Raw genomic sequence first — 17,194 nt, forward strand, 5'->3', positions numbered from 1 at the left:
TTAACTGAACGGCATTACGCCAGATGGCGGGTTTTTTGTCAGTGCGCTCGAGAGCGGAATCAGCCCGTCACGGCGCCCCTGTTGGCCGGCAGCGCCAGTTGCGCAAACTTCGCCAGCACGCCGCGCGTATAGCGCGGCGCCGGCTGTGTCCACGCAGCGCGGCGGCGGGCCAGTTCGTCTTCCGGCACGTTCAGTTGCAGCAGACGCTGGTGTGCGTCGATGGTGATCGAGTCGCCTTCCTGCACCAGACCGATGGTGCCGCCCACGTAGGCTTCCGGCGCGACGTGGCCAACCACCATGCCCCACGTGCCGCCCGAGAAGCGCCCGTCGGTCACGAAGCCGACCGACTCGCCCAGACCCTTGCCGATGATGGCCGAGGTCGGAGCCAGCATCTCCGGCATGCCTGGGCCACCTTTCGGGCCGAGATAGCGCAGGACGAGAATGTCGCCCGCCTTGATCTGGTCGCCCAGGATGGCGCTCATTGCGCTCTGCTCGTCGTCGAACACGCGGGCCGGGCCGGTGATGACAGGGTTCTTCAGGCCGGTGATCTTCGCCACGGCACCTTCCTCGGCCAGGTTGCCCTTCAGAATGGCGAGGTGGCCTTCCTTGTAGAGCGCCTTCTCGATCGGCAGGATCACGTCCTGATCAGCACGTGGCTGGTCGGGCACGTGGGCGAGCTCTTCCGCCAGCGTTTTGCCGGTGATGGTGATGCAGTCGCCGTGCAGCAGCCCGGCGTTCAGCAGGATCTTCATCACTTGAGGGATGCCGCCGGCCTTGTGCAGGTCGACCGCCACGTACTGGCCTGATGGCTTCAGGTTGCAGATGACGGGCACGCGTTGGCGCACGCGTTCGAAATCATCGATGGTCCATTCCACTTCGGCCGCGTGGGCAATGGCCAGGTAGTGCAGCACGGCGTTGGTCGAGCCGCCGGTTGCCATGATGACGGCCACGGCGTTCTCGATCGACTTGCGCGTGATGATGTCGCGCGGCTTCAGGTCGCGGCGCACGGCTTCGACCAGCACGCGGGCGGATTCGGCGGCGCTGTCGACCTTCTCCTGATCGGGGTTGGCCATCGTCGATGAATACAGCAGCGACATGCCCAGCGCCTCGAACGACGAGCTCATCGTGTTGGCCGTGTACATGCCGCCGCACGAACCCGAGGTCGGGCAGGCGTTTTTCTCGATGCCTTCGAAGTCTTCGTTGCTCATGCGGCCGGCGGTGAACTCGCCCACGGCCTCGAACGACGACACGATGGTCAAATCCTTGCCCTTCCAGTGGCCCGGCTTGATGGTGCCGCCGTACACGTAGATGCCCGGCACGTTGGTGCGCGCCAGGGCAATCATGCCGCCCGGCATGTTCTTGTCGCAGCCGCCGATGACGACCACGCCGTCCATCCACTGGCCGTTGACGCAGGTCTCGATGCAGTCGGCAATGACTTCGCGCGAGATCAACGAGTACTTCATTCCCTCGGTGCCCATCGACATGCCGTCGGAGATGGTCGGCGTGCCGAACGTCTGCGGGTTGGCATTGGATGCCTGGATGGCCGCCACCGCCGCATCGGCCAGCTTCTGCAGGCCCGAGTTGCACGGCGTGATGGTCGAGTGGCCATTCGCCACGCCAATCATCGGGTTGTTGAAGTCTTCCTTCTGGTAGCCCAGCGCGTAGTACATCGAGCGGTTGGGTGAGCGCGCCACACCCTGTGTGATGTGCTGGGAACGCTTGTTGTCTGGCATGGGAGTCTCCGTGGGGCCGAGTCTGTCGTTCTGGGAAACAGCTTGGCGCCCAGCATGCGCTTGGACAAATGGCGCGTCAAATATATTATTTAGCGATTATTGAGTCGAAAAACATATCAATTCTGACCATGGATTTGCGCCAGCTTCGCTACTTTGTGGCCGTTGCCGAGGAACTGCATTTCGGCCGCGCCGCCGAGCGTCTTTCGATGACGCAGCCGCCGCTGTCGCAGCAGATTCGCGCGCTGGAAGAGGAATTGGGTGTGATGCTGTTCCATCGCACGCAGCGTTCGGTGGCGCTCACACCGGTGGGCGCGCGCTGGCTGGTGGAGGTGCGCCGCGTGCTCGCGGAGGCCGTCGCACTGCCGGCGCTGGCCCAGCGGCTGGCGCGCGGGGAGGTGGGGTCGCTCTCGCTGGCCTTCGTCAGCACAGCCGATTACGGCATCCTGCCCGCCCTGTTGCGGCACTTTCGCAATGCGCGGCCGGACGTGCAACTCCAGTTGCGCGAGGCAACCAGCGATGTGCAGATCGAGGCGCTCCTGGCAGATGAGATCGATGCAGGCGTGGTGATCGCGCACCACGCGGGCTCCGTCCCCGGAGAGTTGGAGTATCGGCCGCTGGTGCGTGAGCGGCTGGTGCTGGCGGTGCCGGCCTCGCGCGCTGCGCAGTGGCGCGTGGGGCCGGGTCAGGCGATCGCCCTGGCCGATGCGGCGACTGAACCGCTCATCATCTTCCCGCGCCGGTCTGCGCCTGCGCTGTATGACATCATTACCGGCTATCATGCCGCGCATGGCGGTGGGGATACTGCCACACGCATCGGCCAGGAAGCCATCCAGATGCAGACCATTGTCAGCCTCGTCTCTGCGGAGATGGGCGTGGCGCTGGTTCCGGCATCGCTATGCAACCTGCAGCGTACCGGCGTGGTCTATCTCGAACTCGCCGCGCCGAGCCCGTTCATCGAGACCGGCCTCGTGTGGCGGCGCGATGCGGCTTCGCCGGTGCTGCCGTGGTTTGTGGCAAGCGCCGAGGCCGTCGCCAAGCTGCACGACAACAACCAACCCTGATTCCTTCGAACCCCCAGGATTCATGCTTATTCATCCGCAATTCGATCCCGTCGCCCTGCACCTGGGGCCGCTCGCCATCCGCTGGTACGGCCTGATGTATCTGGCGGCGTTCATCATGTTCCTGTGGTTTGGCCGGCTGCGCACGCGCCAGCCGCATATCGCCGCCGAAGGCTGGACCGGCCGCGACCTCGACGACATGCTGTTCTACGGCGTGCTCGGCGTGATCCTGGGCGGGCGCCTGGGTTACGTGCTGTTCTACAAGGCCGATTGGTACCTGGCTCACCCGCTCGACATCTTCAAGGTGTGGGAAGGCGGCATGGCCTTCCACGGCGGCTTCCTGGGGGTGGTCATCGCGATGATGGTGTACGCCCGCATGCGTGGCCGCTCGTGGATGCAAGTGACCGATTTCATCGCGCCGATGGTGCCGTGCGGGCTGGCCGCCGGGCGCCTGGGCAACTTCATCAACGGCGAGCTGTGGGGGCGTGTGTCGTCGCCCAGCCTGCCGTGGGCGATGCTGTTTCCGCAGGCCCAAGGCGAAGACCAGGCGTGGCTTGCCTCGCACGCACAGCAGGCGGTTGCCAGCGGCGTGCAGGTCGTGTTCGACCAGTACCACATGCTGCCGCGCCACCCGTCTCAGATCTATCAGTTCCTTGGCGAAGGCGTGCTGTTCTTCATTCTGCTGTGGCTGTACGCACGCAAACCGCGGCCGATGGGTGCGGTGTCGGGCGCCTTCCTTCTCGGCTATGGCGCGTTTCGCTTTGCTGCCGAGTTTGCGCGCGAGCCGGACAACTTCCTCGGCCTGCTGGCGATGAACCTGTCTATGGGGCAGTGGCTGTCGCTGCCGATGATCCTGGCGGGGGTGGCGATGCTGGTGTGGGCCTATCGCCGAGCCGGGCGCAACGGCAACGGTGCAAAAGCACAGGCGCACGCCTGACGCGGCATCAACGCAAACAAAAAAGCCACCGGATTCCGGTGGCTTTTTCATGGGCGATGGCCTCGTTACTTCAGCATCTGCACGGAGCCGGAGACGGACACCGTCACCTGCGCCTTGCCGCCCTCGATGGGCACCGGCGCCGAATCGTACGAGGCAGGCGCTGCCGCCATGCGCATCATCGGGCGCGGGCCCGGGTTGTTGCTGCCTTCGCTCACATGCACGTCGCGGATCGTGTAGCTCGTGTAGCCGAACAGCTTGGTCGTCGCCTGCGCCTTGTCGCGGAACGCGCTGACGGCCTGGTCGATCAGCTTGGTCTCGGCGGCGGTGCGAGCTTCGCGCGAGAGCGTGAAGTTCACGTTCTGCACCTGCATCTGGTTGGCCAGTTGGCCGGCCAGCTTGGAGGCTGCGGCAAAGTCCTTTGAGGTGATGCGCACCTCGGCGCGGCCGCGCCAGACGCTGATCTTGCCGTTGCGATCGGTATTCGGGTAAATGTTGAAGCCGCCCGTTTCCGCCTGCACGCCGGTGGTGCGCTTGGCTTGGTTGATCACCTCATCGGCCTTGCGTGACAACGCGGTGGAGATCGCGCCCGGATCTGCGCCTTCCTGTTCGGCGCCCAGGGTCAGGGTCACGGTGTCGGTCGGCACTTCGGCCACGGCCTGGGCATCCAGCGACAGCACGCCCGAATGCGTTGCCTCAGGTGCGGCTTGTGCGAAAGCAGTCGTCATCATTGCGGTCCCCAGAATGGTTGCGGCCAGGACAGATTTCATCGTGTTCTCCCGAAAAAGCAATGTGATGCGTCTGACCGATGGCAACGCGCATCGTTCATCACGTTTGTAACAATTCCCAACCGTTGCAAGCCATTCACTCAGGATCGCGCATCAATTGGGTGGTGATGTAGCGCCACTGCGCGGGCGTGACCGGCGTGATCGACAGGCGGTTGCCGCGCTGGAGCACGATCATGTCGGCCAGCGATTCCTCCGCACGCAGCGTGGGCAGGTCGATCAGCGCGCATTTGCGCACGAACTTCACATCGACGAGCATCCAACGTGGCGCCTCGGGTTTGGAAGCGGGGTCGTGGTAGTGGCTCTTGGCGTCGAACTGAGTGGGATCGGGATAGCTTGTCGAGCAGACTTCTGCAAGCCCTGCGATGCCCGGTTGCGGGCACGACGAGTGGTAGAACAGCACGCCGTCGCCGATGCGCATGCGGTCACGCATGAAATTGCGCGCCTGGTAGTTGCGCACGCCGGTCCAGGGCAGGGTGCCCTCGGTTTGCAGCGTATCGATGCTGGCCTCGTCGGGCTCGGACTTCATCAACCAGTATTGGGCGGCCATGGTGCGCGACGTGCGAAGGTGACGGTGTGCGCAGCATAGCAATACCGTCGTGGCCTCGCCATTGGCGAGGTCGTCGCGGAAAGCACAAAGAAAAAGGCGGTAGCGCGCAATGCACTACCGCCTTGTGTTGGGTCCCCACCTCGGCCGCTAGACCCGCATCCTGAACCCAAGTGAGGTTCAGAGTGGCTGCGGAAGCCGCATTTTGGGTACATCACCGGCGCAGGGAGCTTACGACTTGCGTCGCACGCTGTGCACTGGAAGACGCGCTCGCCCACACGGCATATCCCGCACCAAGCAATGCTTATCGGTTCAAGGAATTAATGGCCATGGCGAACCAGGCAGGGAAACTGTCAGACGCATCACCACGTTGCGAATGCATGCCTTTGAAGACATGACGATGCGTCTGAGAGATTCATCGCAAGCAACCGATTAGCCAGTCTGTAGCCGCTAAAGCCTTATGCTGTAAGGGTTTGCGGGAGGCGATCGGAAGCCGTTGGGTCACACTATACACCCGTTCGCATCCGAACCCAAGCCCGCATGCGATCCGGTTACAAAGACGTTGTGCCGCATCAAATGCTGCATCAGACGGCTTCGCCGTACTGGCGCAAGGCCTCGTCGGCGCGGGCGTTCAGGTCGGCCAGTTTGGCGCGGATCGTGTCGATCGGTAGTGCCGAATCGGAGGCAGCCTGACGCTGCATCGACAGCAGATCCGACGCGATGCTGATGGCCGCCATCACGGCAATGCGTTCGATGCCCTTGGTGTTCGAGCCGTTCTTGATGCGGGTCATCTGGGTGTCGACCATCGCGGCGGCTTCGCGCAGCGCGGCTTCGTTATCGGCCGAGACGGCAAACTTGTAGGCTTGCCCGGCGATGTTCACTTCGATCTGCTTACTGCTCATGGGGTGTCTCCGAGTGCGGGGCAGGGGCCGTCGTGTCGTCGGCGCCGGCGGCCTGGCCGAGGAGGTCGAGCTGGCGGGCGTCGGTGGCCGTCGGCAGCTTGTCGAGAATTGACTGGATGCGCAGTTGCGCTTCTTCGATCTTGGCATTGAGCACGCTGCGATCGGCCACCATGGCGTCGCGCTCGGTCCTGGAGACCTCGGCCTCCGCGGTAAGCCGTTCGACTTCGGCGCGCAGGCGCTGGTTCTCGGCGGCAAGCGCATCGGCGTGACGCAGCACGCGCGCGATCTTGTCGGCAAGTTGTTCGAGTTCGTTCAGCATCGGTTGTCAATCAGAATCGAATCTGGGGATTTTAGCCGATCATGCGAGCTGTGCCTGTCCGCAAATGGACTACGTGAGGGGCGTGCAGACATCTCGGGGTGCATTGGCGTGGCGGGTCGGGTTCCGCTACACTCGCTGCCGTCCTGGTGCCCGCAGCACCATCTGCAGTTAAACGGGAAGCAGGGAGCGCCGCCACTCAAGCAATGCGCCAACCTGCGCTGCCCCCGCAACGGTAAGCGAACGTCGCGTGTGCCCGCCATCTCTCGCAAGAAGAGGAGGGCGCCGCGCGTCCCGTCCACACGCCACTGTTCCTTCGGGAATGGGAAGGCGGACAGGCCGCTTCGCCAGCCCGGATACCGGCCAGGACGGTGGATTTCAGAGCTGATGTGTGACCCTGGAGGGAACCGCATCGAGATCCTGCTGCCAGCGACCCGCGGGGGAACGGGTCCGGCTGACGCTTCTTGTCTTTTCAATATGAGCTTGACTACAAAGCGGTCGCACCGGAAAAACCGGGCGGCCATGCGCGCGCTTGTTTGTGCACAACTTGGCGCGCTGACGGGGGTCATGGCGGGTGCAGCAGCACCGGCCTGGGCACAAAACAACACGGGCACACAGACCTCCGGCACACCGGTGAGTGAACTGAACCCGACGGTGGTAACCGCCTCGCGCGGCGAGCAACCGCTGTCCGACGCGCTGCCGCACACCACGGTCATCTCGCGCGCCGATATCGAGCGTTCGCAGGCACCCGATGCAGTGACGCTGCTGCGCCGCGAGGCCGGCATCGAGATCACGCAGAGCGGTGGCCCCGGCACCAACGCCAGCATCTTCATGCGCGGCGCCAGCTCCAACCAGACGCTGGTTCTGATTGACGGCGTGCGAGTGAGTTCCGGCACCTCGGGGGGCGCGCAGATTTCGCAGTTGATGGCAGACCAGATCGACCACGTCGAGATCGTGCGCGGCAACGTGTCCGCGCTGTACGGCTCGGATGCGATCGGCGGCGTGGTGCAGATCTTCACGCGCAATGGCAAGGGGCATGCGCCCTTGGCCAACGCGGAAATCGAATACGGCGCGCGCAACACCAAGCGCGCGCAGGCGGGCATCAGCGGCTCGCTGGGCGAGAACGGCGATACGTCGTTCGCAGTGTCGGTGTCGGAGTTCAAGACCAACGGTTTTTCGACGATCAATCCGCTGCAGGCGCCCAAGGCCAACCCGAACGACAACCCGTACACGAACAAGAGCGTGTCGGCACAGTTGTCGCATCGGTTCTCCGCAGACTGGCAGGCGGGCCTGACGTACTTCCAGACCTGGGGTGACGTCAGCTACGACAATGCCTTCGGCACGCCGACCGACATCAATATTGCGCACAACGTGGTGCGCTCGATGTCGGCATATGTGGACGGCAAGGTGACGCAGGACTGGAAGACTCGCCTGACGCTGTCGCAGGGCGATGATCGGAGCCTGAATTTCACCAACGGCGTGCTGCAGGTTCCGGCCCGTTTCAACACGCGCAACCAGCAGGCCAGCTGGCAGAACGACTGGGCGTTCATGCCTGACCAACTGCTCAAGGTGGGCCTGGAGCACCTGCAGACCAGCATCGACAGCGACGCCTATAACGTGCCCACGCGCAACGTCGATTCCGGCTACATCGGCTACGAAGGCAAGTTTGGCCCGCATCAACTTCAGTTGAACCTGCGCCGCGACCGCTACTCGGACTTCGGCGGTGCCAATAGCTACTACGCTGGCTATGGCTTCGCCTTCAACCCGCAGTGGAAGGCCGTGGCGAGTGTGAACAATGCCTTCCGCGCACCGAGCTTCAACGAGCTGTACTACCCGTTCTTCGGCTCCCCGAACCTGCAGCCCGAGAAGGCGCGCTCGGTGGAGGGCGGCGTTGAATACAGCAGCAGCATCGGCCTGGTCCGCATGACGGTGTTCGAGACTGACTACAGCAATCTGATCACCGCCGTGTGCGATGCCTCGTTCAACTGCACGGCCGCCAACGTCAACCGTGCACGTGTGAATGGGCTGGAGACCTCGTACCGCGGTTCGATCTATGGCGTGGATGTACGCGCCAGCTTTACCATGCAGAACCCGCAGGACTTGTCGGCCAATCAGTTGCTGTCGCGCCGTGCGCGGCATTTTGGCAGCGTGTCGGCGTACAAGACCTTCGGGCCGTTCTCGGCGGGCGTGGAGTGGAACGCCGCGGGTGATCGGCAGGATTCGACCAAGACGCTCGGCGGGTACGGCCTGCTGAACCTGGTCGGCCGCTACCAGATCACGCGTGACTGGGCGTTGTCGGCGCGCCTTGAGAACGTGACGAACAAGAACTATCAGTTGATCTATCCGTACAACACGGCGTCGCGTGGGGTGTTCTTCACGCTGTCGTGGCAACAGCACGAGCCAAAGTGACGAACGAGCGATGACACCCGCACTACCCGCACGCGGTTTTGCCTGGCGACTGTGGTCGCTGCTGGCACTCGCGTGCGCGGTGGTGTTGGTGGCGTCCTTGATGCTAGGTAGCGTACGGCTGTCGCCCGCCGAAGTCTGGCGGGCCCTGATTGGCGGTGGCGACAGTCTGGCGGCAGGCATCGTCACCGAGCTGCGCCTGCCGCGCGCGGGCGCAGCGTTTGCCGCTGGCGGGCTGTTGGCCTTTGCGGGGGCGCTGATGCAGATGCTGCTGCGCAATCCACTGGCGGACCCCTATGTGCTGGGTGTGTCCGGCGGCGGCGCGGTAGCGGCGCTGACGGCCATGCTGTTCTCGATGCCGTGGTGGGGCGTGCAGATGAGTGCCGGCGCCGGTGCGCTGCTGTCGATGGCGCTGGTGGCGGCGATTGCGCGCCAGCATCTGTGGCGCGGCGAGCCCGGCGAGGCCAACGCGCGCCTGCTGCTTGGCGGCATCGTCATGGCTTCCGGCTGGGTTGGCCTGATTACCCTCATTCTGACGGTCGCGCCCGAGGGCAAGCTGCGCGGCATGATTTTCTGGATGGTCGGTGACCTGGGCGGTGCGGATCGCTACATCGGCGCGCTGATTGCCCTGGTTGCGGCAGTGGCCGTTGTGCTGCCGCATGCGCGCGACCTGAACGTGCTGTTGACCGGTGAGACTCGCGCTCGCGCCCTTGGTGTGCCGGTGGCGCGCGTGCGGGCGTTGATCTACGTAGTGGCGTCGCTGTGCACGGCAGTGGCGGTAACGATTGCCGGCTCGGTGGCCTTCGTCGGCCTGCTGGTGCCGCACATGGTGCGCCTGGCATGGACGCGCGATGTGCGCATCCACCTGCCTGCTACCGCATTGGCCGGCGGCGGGCTGCTGATGCTCGCCGATCTGATTGCCCGCACGCTGATCGCACCGACGCAACTGCCGGTGGGCGTGATCACCACCATGATTGGCGTGCCGACATTCCTCTATCTGCTGACGCGGAGCGGGCGATGAGCTGGTTGTTTCGTGCACGTCACGCGCCAGCGCCCGACGCCTTTGCACACGTGGATGCTGCGCCTGAACTTTCGCTGAGCGATCTGCGCGTGACGGTCGATGGCCGGGTATTGATCGAGCGCTTGTCGATGACGGCGACGGCTGGCCAGCTCTGGTGCGTGATCGGCCCGAACGGCGCAGGCAAATCGACATGGTTGTCCGTGTTGGCCGGGTTGCGCGCGGCGGACGGTGGCAGCGTCATGCTCGACGGCCAACCGCTTGGTGAATGGCCTGCCTTGGCGATGGCCCGCCGTCGTGCTTTCCTGCCGCAGACGCTGCACGATGCCTTCCCGATGACGGTGTATGAGGCCGTGATGACGGGCCGCCATCCGCACCTCGCGCGCTGGGAGTGGGAGGGCGAAACCGATGCACACGCCGTTGATGCAGCAATATCTGCGCTTGCATTGGAGCCCTTGGCGCAGCGCGACGTGCGCACGCTCTCCGGTGGCGAACGTCAGCGTGTGGCGATGGCTGCCGTGGTGGCACAGGACGCCCGCGTATTGATGCTCGACGAGCCCGTCGCGCACCTCGACCTGCATCAGCAAATTGCAGTGTTGTGCCTGCTGCGCGAGGGCTGCCGCAAACATGGCTGGCTGGTCGTGCTGACCGTGCACGACCTGAACCTGGCGCGCCGCTTTGCAACGCACGCACTGCTGATGGACGGCGCCGGGCACACCACCGCTGGCCCCGCCGCCGACGTGCTCACGCCTGAGCACTGCGCCCGTGTGCTGCGCACCCCGATCGCCGAGGTGATTGACGGCCGCCGTACGGCCCTGATTCCGGACGAGATTGACGATTGCGATGACAACTCCTGAAACCGATGACAGCGACGGCTTGAACGAGCGCCACCGCTCACGCATGCAACGCAAGAAGGCCGTGGTGGATGCCAAGATTGCCGCCGCCACTGACGTGCGCGGCGTGCTTCTGGTCAACACCGGCAACGGCAAGGGCAAATCCAGCTCGGGCTTCGGCATGGTGATTCGCGCCATGGGCCACGACATGCAGGTCGGCGTCGTGCAGTTCATCAAGGGGGCGATCCCGACGGGCGAGGAGCGTTTCCTGCGCCGTTTTTCCGAGCAATGCCGCTTTCACGTGATGGGCGATGGCTATACGTGGGAGACGCAGGACCGCACGCGCGATATCGAGAAAGCCGAAGCCGCCTGGGCCTGCGCGCGCGAACTGCTGCGGGACCCATCCATCGGCCTGGTGCTGCTGGATGAACTGAACATCGCGCTCAAATACCATTACCTTGATGTGCAGATCGTGCTGGCCGATCTGCATGCGCGCCCGGCTGCGCAGCATGTGGTCGTCACCGGCCGCGGCGCGCCGCCCGAGCTGATCGAGGCGGCCGATACCGTGACCGACATGACGCTCGTCAAGCATGCATTTTCCCAAGGCATCCAGGCGCAGCCGGGTGTTGAACTGTAGTTGTCGACTTTCCATCATGCAGATTCCTTCCTTTGATCCGGCGCTGCACACCCGCCTGCAGACCGCCGTGGACAGCAAGACCAAGCCGCTTGGTGCGCTGGGCCGGCTTGAATCGCTGGCCGTGCAGATCGGCCTGATTCAGAACACCGAGACTCCGGTACTGACGCGCCCGGCCATGGTGGTGTTTGCGGCCGACCACGGCATCGCCCACGCAGGAGTGAGCGCTTATCCGCAAGCGGTGACGGCGCAGATGGTGCTGAACTTCGTTGCCGGTGGTGCAGCCATCAACGTGTTCTGTCGTCAGCATGGCTTCGCGCTGGAGGTGGTCAATGCCGGCGTGGCCGCGCCGCTGTGGACGGCTGACACACCCGGCCTGGTCGACGCACCGGTTGGCCCCGGCACCCGCAACTTTGCCGAGCAGCCCGCCATGACGGCCGACGAGCGCGATCGCGCCATGGTGCTCGGCGCACAGCGTGTGGCGCACCATGCGGCGCTGGGCTCCAACGTGATCGCACTCGGCGAGATGGGCATCGCCAATACCGCTTCCGCCGCGTGCCTGATGGCGCGGCTGTGCAATCTGCCGGTGGCGCAATGCGTCGGTCGCGGCACGGGGCTCAATGATGATGGCCTCGCCCACAAACGCGCGGTGCTGGAAGCGGCGCTGGCCAACCATGCGGATGTGCGCGATCCACTGGACGTGCTCGCCTGCTTCGGTGGGTTCGAGGTTGCGGCCATGACGGGGGCGGTGCTGGAGGCTGTGCAGCGGCGCATGGTCATCCTCGTCGACGGCTTCATCGCTACGGCGGCGGTGCTGGTGGCCGCGCGCGTAATGCCGGAGGTGCTGCGCTTCTGCGTGTTCGGGCACGTGTCGGACGAGCGTGGGCATCGCGCGTTGCTGGAGGTGCTCGATGCGCGGCCGTTGCTGTCGCTGTCGCTGCGCCTGGGCGAGGGCAGCGGGGCGGTGCTGGCGTATCCGCTGGTCGTCTCCGCCGTGACCTTCCTGCGCGAGATGGCGACCTTCGCCAGCGCGGGCGTGAGCGAGCGGGCCGGCTGATGCACGCGCTGCGCGAGCACTGGCAGGCGCTATGGACGGCCGTCGGGTATTTCACCCGCATCCCCGTGCCGGCATCGGTCGGGTTCTCGCAGGCGGGGTTGAATCGCGCGGCGCGCTACTTTCCGCTGGTCGGTTGGCTGGTGGGCGCGGCGGCTGCGGGTGTGTACTGGCTGGTGTCGCACACGGTGCCCGCGCCGGGCGTTGCCGTGGCTGTGTCGATGGTCGCCACGCTGCTGCTGACCGGTGCCTTCCATGAAGACGGCCTGGCCGATTGCGCCGATGGCTTCGGCGGTGGCTATACGGCGGAAGACCGGCTGCGCATCATGCACGACTCGCGCATCGGCGCGTTCGGCGCGATTGCCGTATGCATGGCGCTGCTGCTGAAGTGGCAACTGCTGACGGCGATGGCGCCACACGGTGTCGCAATCCTGGTCGCCATGGTGGCCGCACACGCCGCCAGCCGCGCGGCAGCCGTCAGCTACTTGCTCACGCACGACTACGTGCGGGCCGAGGGCAAGGCCAAGCCGGTTGCGCAGCGCATGCGTTGGCGCGATGCTCTGTGGGCGGGCGTGTTCGGCATCGCGCCGCTGCTGTGGTTCGGGCCGGTGTGCGCGGTGGGCGTCGTCGCGGGCTTGCTGGTTGCGCGCTGGCTGCTGGGCCGCTACTTCCTGCGGCGCATCGGCGGCATCACGGGCGATTGCTTGGGCATGGCGCAGCAGATTTTCGAGTTGCTGATCCTGTGGGGGCTGCTGGCATGGATGTCATCCTGATCCGCCACGCGCGGCCTGCCATGGCGACTGGCCTCTGCTATGGCCGCACCGATCTGCCACTGGACACCCCGATGGACCCCGACCCATCGGCCATCATCGAGAAACTCAGCGCGCACGCGCCGCAACGCCTGCTGGCCAGCCCGCTCCAACGCAGCCACCTGACGGCGCAGGCGATGGCGCAAGCCGCTGGCCTGCCCGCCATCGAGATTGAGGCGCAATTGATGGAACTGGATTTCGGCGCCTGGGAGGGCTGCCAGTGGGACGACCTTCCGCGCGCCAAAATCGAACGCTGGGCGCGCGATCTGGTGCACGGTAATCCGCATGGCGGGGAATCGGCAGCCGACCTGCTGACGCGTGTCAGCACGTGGGCCGATGCGATGGCGGCAGAGCCTGTGCCGTGCCTCTGGGCCGTCACACATGCCGGTTGCATGCGGGCGCTCGCCGCGCACTGGCTGCAACGGCCGCTGGCCGAGACGCTGCAATGGCCGTTGCAATGGGGCGGCGCTTGCGGCTTTCGCGTGCAGCCCGACGCATTGCCGGTGCTGCTGTTCTGGAACCGCTGATCGACGCTCAGGCGCCGCCCGCCGCCTGCGTTGCCGGACGCCGTGCGCGCGCCTGTTCCAGGTCTTCACACAACTGCGCTGCACCTTCCGCCAGGCGCGGGCCGAAACGGTTGATCAGGTCGCCATTGATGCTGAACAGGTTGCCGCGCTGCACGGCCAGCAAGTGCGGCCAGCGTTTCCAGCCGTCGAGCGTATCGATCGGACGGCTGCCTTGCGTGGCGCCCATGCTGGCAGTCAGCAGGACTTCGGGGTTGGCTGCGATGACGGCCTCGGCGGACACGGTCGGTACCAGTAGCGGTTCGCCGGCAAACACGTTGCGGCCGCCGCATAGCGCCAGCATGTCGGAGAAGATGTGCTGGCCGTTGAGCGTCATCAGCGGTTGTTCCCACACCTGATAGAACACGGACACTGGCGGCCGGCTTGCATAGCGCTGGCGCAGCGCGTCGACCTGCTGGCGGAACTGCTGTGCGGCGTTGTGGGCGCTGGCGCGTGTGTCGAGCAGCGTACCGAGCGCTTCGATCGAGCGCGGAATGTCGCCCATACGATGCGGCTCGGAGAAGAACAGCGGAATCCCCAGCGCGCGCAGGCGGTCGATCTGCTTCTGCGCGTTGCCATGACGCCAGACCACCACCAGATCGGGCCTGAGCGCGACGATGCGTTCGAGGTCGAGCGCGCGGTTGTCGCCCACGTGCGGAATGTCGCGCGCAGGCGGCGGATAGTCGCTGTAGGCCACCGTGCCGACAATGCGCGCGCCGCCGCCAGCCGCGAACAGCAGTTCGGTGGCATGCGGTGCCAGGCTGACGATACGCTGCGCGGGGCGTTGCAGCGTGACGGTGGCGCCGCTGTCATCGGTGACGGAGATGGCGGCAAGAGCCGGAGCAACAGCAGAGGCCAGTGCAGCGAAGCCGAGCGCGCGCAGGCAACGAACAAGACGGGAGAGACGGGCGGGCATCAGGGGGATGATTCAAACGGAAAGCGACAGCGATGCTAGCGCATCGTCAAGGCGGCGCCATCCGGTTTCATCCGGAGGCAAGCCGAAGCGCAATCCGGGCACAGATGAGTCGAACAAGCGGGTCCAGACGCCGATGCGCGCCAGGCTTGCGTGCAGCGACTGCGCGCGTGGCGTAGGTGCCCAGGCAAACAGCGGCGTGGCGGCATTCGGCAGGCCGTGGCGATCCAGCAACGTGTGCAGTCGCGTGCCTTCCCGCTGCAATCGGGCGCGCATGGCTGTTTGCCAGGGCAAGTCCGCCAGTGCAGTGCGCACCACCGCGCGGGCTGGGCCGTTGACGGTCCAGTGCCCCAGCGCATCGCGCAGGGCGACCAGCAGATCGGGCGCCGCCAGCACGAAGCCGATGCGTGCTCCCGCCAGCCCATAGAACTTGCCGATCGAACGCAGGACAACGAGCCCCGGCGCGCCTGTCAGCGGGGCGAGCGTCGGGCCATCCTCCAGCGCCTCGATGAAGGCTTCGTCCACGACCAACGTCCCGCCGCGGGCTTGCAGTCGCGCATGCCAGTCGCGCAACGTCTTGGCTGGCAGCAGGCGGGCGGTCGGGTTGTTTGGATTGACGATGACGAGGTGCAGAACATCGTCGGGCAGGCCGCCCAGGAACGCGGCTTCAGGCAATGGCGTGACGTCGTGTCCGGCGCGTGCAAAGGCCGGCGCGTATTCGCTGTAGCCGATCTGGGCAACACCGACGCGCCCGCGCGGCAGCAGGGTCGGCAGCGTGCGGATGGCAGCCTGCGAGCCAGCAACTGCGAGCACCGCGCCGCCATCGTTGACGCCGTAGTACGCGGCGGCGAATGCTTCGAGGCCATCGTCGTCGGGCAGGCGCAGCCAGGCATCGGGCGGGATCGGTGGGATGGGATAGCCGTGCGGGTTGATGCCGGTGGACAGGTCCAGCCAGCCGCCCGCCTGTTCGTCCTGCTCGCCGTACAGCGCGCGCGCTGCGGCAAGGTTGCCGCCGTGGGCGATGCCGCTCAAGACCAGCTCCGCGCGACGGCACCGATCACGCCCAACACGCCGAGCCAAAGCCACAACGTGCGCGACACCAGCATCAGCGCCCGCGAAATATCGGCGGCGGTCGCGGGCTCGCCAGTGCCCAGCGGTGGCCGCGCTTCGTCCACGCCTTCGTAGCGCGCCGTGCCGCCCAGCCGCACGCGCAGACTGCCCGCGCCGGCGGCCATCACCGGGCCCGCGTTGGGGCTCGACCATTGCGGCGCCTGCGCGCGCCAGCAGCACAGCGCATCGGCGGTGTGGCCGAGGAGTGCATAGCTCATCGCCGTGAGCCGCGCGGGCATCCAGTTGAGCACGTCGTCGATGCGCGCGGCCGCCCAACCGAAGCCCGTGAAGCGCGCATTGCGATAGCCCCACATGGCATCGAGCGTGTTGGCCAGGCGGTACAGCATCACGCCCGGCGCGCCGGCCACCACGAGCCAGAACAGTGGCGCGAACACGGCATCGCTGCCGTTTTCCAGCGCCGATTCCACAGCCGCGCGGGCGATGGGTTCGTCGCTTGCATTGCGGAGATCGCGCGAGACGATGCGCGAGGCGAGCGCGCGCGCGCGACGCAGGTCGGCATCACGCAGCGCAGCGGCAATCGGCGCGATGTGGTCATGCAGGCTGCGCGCGCCGATCGCAAAGTAGAGGGCTGCGGCATCGAGCGCGACCACCGCCCAGGGCGAAGCCGCACGCGCCGTGGCGGCCAGCCATCCCGCCAGCAGTACGAACGGCAGCGCGGCCGTCGCCCAGGCGATGAGTCCAATGGCGCGCGACCACGCCAACGCGGCAGGATTGCGGTTCATGCGGCGTTCGATGGCGGTGGTGATCCGCCCGAAGCCGACCAGTGGATGCCAGCGCGGCACCTCGCCGAACAGCCGGTCGAGCAGCACGCCGGCCAACGCGGCAAGCGCAACCAGCGGCCACCCAAGATCGAACACACCGCCCGTTGGAAGGCCGACGCTCCCGGTCACGATGCGGCGCCGAGTGCCGGCCCTTTGATCACCATCGGAATGCCGGCCACCAGCAGGTGCACGTTGTCGGCCAGGCCAGCGAGACGCTGGTTCAAGCGGCCCAGCTCGTCCACGTAAAAGCGCGTGAGGGCGCCCATCGGCACCACGCCCAGGCCGATCTCGTTGCTCACGAGGATGATCTCGCCCGGCAGCAGCGGCAGGGCGGTGAGCAGCGCATCGATCTCAGCCGTCCAAACTTCGGGCGGGGTGATGAGGCCAGTCTCGGGGTAGTCGCGCTGCTCGGCGAAGAGCAGGTTGTTGAGCCACAGCGTGATGCAATCGACCAGCACGCAGCCGCCGTGCTGTGCGTGCGTGTAGAGCGCTTCGGCCAGGTGCTCCGGTACTTCAGCGACTGTCCAGTGCTCGGGCCGACGTGCGCGGTGCAGGGCGATGCGCAGTTGCATCTCTTCGTCGCCCTCATGTGCGGTGGCGATATACGTGACCGGCCCCGCGCATTGCAGCGCGAGTTGTTCAGCGTGGTGGCTCTTGCCCGAGCGGGCACCACCGAGGACGAGCGTAAGACGGCGAGACATCCGTGCATTTTAGCCACGCGGTGCCCTTCGCGCGCAGGTGCGGGTGCGATAATCCGGCGCATGCCAAAGCCACTGCTTACCGTGCCTCCGAGGGGC

General features: G+C 65.9%; 18 protein-coding genes, 1 other RNA gene and 1 riboswitch. Of the genes, 9 read left to right on the forward strand and 10 right to left on the reverse strand.

Annotated features, from left to right (window positions below; genetic code table 11):
• Positions 1 to 59 precede the first annotated feature (59 nt).
• Entirely contained in the window at positions 60 to 1,733 is a 1,674-nt protein-coding gene (gene ilvD / locus B4F51_RS02825; RefSeq protein ID WP_296223573.1) for a dihydroxy-acid dehydratase, read from the reverse strand.
• A gap of 128 nt (positions 1,734 to 1,861) precedes the next feature.
• On the opposite strand from ilvD, the gene B4F51_RS02830 reads away from it, so the two are divergent.
• Positions 1,862 to 2,794, forward strand: coding sequence for a LysR substrate-binding domain-containing protein (locus B4F51_RS02830; RefSeq protein ID WP_296223574.1), 933 nt, complete (start codon positions 1,862 to 1,864; stop codon positions 2,792 to 2,794).
• A 22-nt stretch (positions 2,795 to 2,816) separates the two neighbouring features.
• Complete coding sequence (lgt, locus tag B4F51_RS02835; RefSeq protein ID WP_296223575.1) at positions 2,817 to 3,728, forward strand: prolipoprotein diacylglyceryl transferase; 912 nt, start codon at positions 2,817 to 2,819, stop codon at positions 3,726 to 3,728.
• A 65-nt stretch (positions 3,729 to 3,793) separates the two neighbouring features.
• On the opposite strand, the gene B4F51_RS02840 is transcribed toward lgt, so the two are convergent.
• The 5 genes from B4F51_RS02840 to B4F51_RS02860 form a co-directional block, all read right to left on the reverse strand.
• Positions 3,794 to 4,495, reverse strand: a complete 702-nt coding sequence (locus tag B4F51_RS02840; RefSeq protein WP_296223576.1) for an SIMPL domain-containing protein — start codon at positions 4,493 to 4,495, stop codon at positions 3,794 to 3,796.
• Positions 4,496 to 4,589: 94 nt separating this feature from the next.
• Entirely contained in the window at positions 4,590 to 5,060 is a 471-nt protein-coding gene (locus tag B4F51_RS02845; RefSeq protein ID WP_296223577.1) for an EVE domain-containing protein, read from the reverse strand.
• A 128-nt stretch (positions 5,061 to 5,188) separates the two neighbouring features.
• Positions 5,189 to 5,408, reverse strand: a non-coding RNA gene (gene ssrS, locus B4F51_RS02850) — 6S RNA.
• A gap of 233 nt (positions 5,409 to 5,641) precedes the next feature.
• Positions 5,642 to 5,959, reverse strand: a complete 318-nt coding sequence (locus B4F51_RS02855) for a cell division protein ZapA (RefSeq protein ID WP_296223578.1) — start codon at positions 5,957 to 5,959, stop codon at positions 5,642 to 5,644.
• On the reverse strand, positions 5,949 to 6,278 hold the full coding sequence (locus B4F51_RS02860) for a hypothetical protein (RefSeq protein WP_296223579.1): 330 nt from the start codon (positions 6,276 to 6,278) through the stop codon (positions 5,949 to 5,951). Before B4F51_RS02860 ends, B4F51_RS02855 begins: the two co-directional genes overlap by 11 nt.
• A 127-nt stretch (positions 6,279 to 6,405) precedes the next feature.
• A riboswitch (cobalamin riboswitch) is annotated at positions 6,406 to 6,657 on the forward strand.
• 140 nt (positions 6,658 to 6,797) lie between these two features.
• Here B4F51_RS02860 and B4F51_RS02865 point away from each other — a divergent pair.
• Genes B4F51_RS02865 through cobC form a run of 7 tightly spaced genes read left to right on the forward strand, consistent with a single transcriptional unit; the run spans position 6,798 to position 13,556 of the window.
• Complete coding sequence (locus B4F51_RS02865) at positions 6,798 to 8,684, forward strand: TonB-dependent receptor plug domain-containing protein (RefSeq protein ID WP_296223580.1); 1,887 nt, start codon at positions 6,798 to 6,800, stop codon at positions 8,682 to 8,684.
• A 10-nt stretch (positions 8,685 to 8,694) separates the two neighbouring features.
• Positions 8,695 to 9,702, forward strand: a complete 1,008-nt coding sequence (locus B4F51_RS02870; RefSeq protein WP_296223581.1) for a FecCD family ABC transporter permease — start codon at positions 8,695 to 8,697, stop codon at positions 9,700 to 9,702.
• Complete coding sequence (locus B4F51_RS02875) at positions 9,699 to 10,556, forward strand: ABC transporter ATP-binding protein (protein WP_296223582.1); 858 nt, start codon at positions 9,699 to 9,701, stop codon at positions 10,554 to 10,556. Before B4F51_RS02870 ends, B4F51_RS02875 begins: the two co-directional genes overlap by 4 nt.
• Positions 10,543 to 11,169, forward strand: a complete 627-nt coding sequence (cobO, locus tag B4F51_RS02880) for a cob(I)yrinic acid a,c-diamide adenosyltransferase (RefSeq protein WP_296223583.1) — start codon at positions 10,543 to 10,545, stop codon at positions 11,167 to 11,169. Before B4F51_RS02875 ends, cobO begins: the two co-directional genes overlap by 14 nt.
• Before the next feature lie 16 nt (positions 11,170 to 11,185).
• Positions 11,186 to 12,223, forward strand: coding sequence for a nicotinate-nucleotide--dimethylbenzimidazole phosphoribosyltransferase (gene cobT, locus B4F51_RS02885; RefSeq protein ID WP_296223584.1), 1,038 nt, complete (start codon positions 11,186 to 11,188; stop codon positions 12,221 to 12,223).
• Positions 12,223 to 12,993: an adenosylcobinamide-GDP ribazoletransferase gene (locus tag B4F51_RS02890; protein ID WP_296223585.1), complete on the forward strand. Its 771-nt coding sequence runs from the start codon at positions 12,223 to 12,225 to the stop codon at positions 12,991 to 12,993. Before cobT ends, B4F51_RS02890 begins: the two co-directional genes overlap by 1 nt.
• Entirely contained in the window at positions 12,978 to 13,556 is a 579-nt protein-coding gene (gene cobC, locus B4F51_RS02895) for an alpha-ribazole phosphatase (protein WP_296223586.1), read from the forward strand. The genes B4F51_RS02890 and cobC overlap by 16 nt, the downstream gene beginning before the upstream one ends.
• A 7-nt stretch (positions 13,557 to 13,563) precedes the next feature.
• Here the strand turns inward: cobC and B4F51_RS02900 are convergent, their stop codons facing one another.
• Genes B4F51_RS02900 through cobU form a run of 4 tightly spaced genes read right to left on the reverse strand, consistent with a single transcriptional unit; the run spans position 13,564 to position 17,098 of the window.
• The gene (locus tag B4F51_RS02900; protein ID WP_296223587.1) at positions 13,564 to 14,508 is read right to left on the reverse strand and encodes a cobalamin-binding protein; all 945 of its coding nucleotides are present in this window, start codon (positions 14,506 to 14,508) and stop codon (positions 13,564 to 13,566) included.
• A 12-nt stretch (positions 14,509 to 14,520) separates the two neighbouring features.
• Positions 14,521 to 15,537, reverse strand: coding sequence for a threonine-phosphate decarboxylase CobD (cobD, locus tag B4F51_RS02905; RefSeq protein WP_296223588.1), 1,017 nt, complete (start codon positions 15,535 to 15,537; stop codon positions 14,521 to 14,523).
• Positions 15,534 to 16,526 (reverse strand): adenosylcobinamide-phosphate synthase CbiB, encoded by a 993-nt coding sequence (gene cbiB, locus B4F51_RS02910; protein WP_296223589.1) that lies wholly within the window; start codon positions 16,524 to 16,526, stop codon positions 15,534 to 15,536. Before cbiB ends, cobD begins: the two co-directional genes overlap by 4 nt.
• Positions 16,523 to 17,098, reverse strand: coding sequence for a bifunctional adenosylcobinamide kinase/adenosylcobinamide-phosphate guanylyltransferase (gene cobU / locus B4F51_RS02915; protein WP_296223590.1), 576 nt, complete (start codon positions 17,096 to 17,098; stop codon positions 16,523 to 16,525). Before cobU ends, cbiB begins: the two co-directional genes overlap by 4 nt.
• Between the last annotated feature and the right edge of the window lie 96 nt (positions 17,099 to 17,194).

The organism is Ralstonia sp. UBA689 (assembly GCF_002298975.1).
GTDB lineage: Bacteria > Pseudomonadota > Gammaproteobacteria > Burkholderiales > Burkholderiaceae > Ralstonia.

Coding starts and splice junctions, on each gene's coding strand:
- cobC (WP_296223586.1), top strand. CDS start 12,978: ATGGATGTCATCCTGATCCGCCACGCGCGGCCTGCCATGGCGACTGGC.
- B4F51_RS02855 (WP_296223578.1), bottom strand. CDS start 5,959: ATGAGCAGTAAGCAGATCGAAGTGAACATCGCCGGGCAAGCCTACAAG.
- B4F51_RS02865 (WP_296223580.1), top strand. CDS start 6,798: ATGCGCGCGCTTGTTTGTGCACAACTTGGCGCGCTGACGGGGGTCATG.
- B4F51_RS02830 (WP_296223574.1), top strand. CDS start 1,862: ATGGATTTGCGCCAGCTTCGCTACTTTGTGGCCGTTGCCGAGGAACTG.
- B4F51_RS02840 (WP_296223576.1), bottom strand. CDS start 4,495: ATGAAATCTGTCCTGGCCGCAACCATTCTGGGGACCGCAATGATGACG.
- ilvD (WP_296223573.1), bottom strand. CDS start 1,733: ATGCCAGACAACAAGCGTTCCCAGCACATCACACAGGGTGTGGCGCGC.
- lgt (WP_296223575.1), top strand. CDS start 2,817: ATGCTTATTCATCCGCAATTCGATCCCGTCGCCCTGCACCTGGGGCCG.
- B4F51_RS02875 (WP_296223582.1), top strand. CDS start 9,699: ATGAGCTGGTTGTTTCGTGCACGTCACGCGCCAGCGCCCGACGCCTTT.
- B4F51_RS02845 (WP_296223577.1), bottom strand. CDS start 5,060: ATGGCCGCCCAATACTGGTTGATGAAGTCCGAGCCCGACGAGGCCAGC.
- cobT (WP_296223584.1), top strand. CDS start 11,186: ATGCAGATTCCTTCCTTTGATCCGGCGCTGCACACCCGCCTGCAGACC.
- B4F51_RS02870 (WP_296223581.1), top strand. CDS start 8,695: ATGACACCCGCACTACCCGCACGCGGTTTTGCCTGGCGACTGTGGTCG.
- B4F51_RS02900 (WP_296223587.1), bottom strand. CDS start 14,508: ATGCCCGCCCGTCTCTCCCGTCTTGTTCGTTGCCTGCGCGCGCTCGGC.
- cobO (WP_296223583.1), top strand. CDS start 10,543: ATGACAACTCCTGAAACCGATGACAGCGACGGCTTGAACGAGCGCCAC.
- cobU (WP_296223590.1), bottom strand. CDS start 17,098: ATGTCTCGCCGTCTTACGCTCGTCCTCGGTGGTGCCCGCTCGGGCAAG.
- B4F51_RS02860 (WP_296223579.1), bottom strand. CDS start 6,278: ATGCTGAACGAACTCGAACAACTTGCCGACAAGATCGCGCGCGTGCTG.
- B4F51_RS02890 (WP_296223585.1), top strand. CDS start 12,223: ATGCACGCGCTGCGCGAGCACTGGCAGGCGCTATGGACGGCCGTCGGG.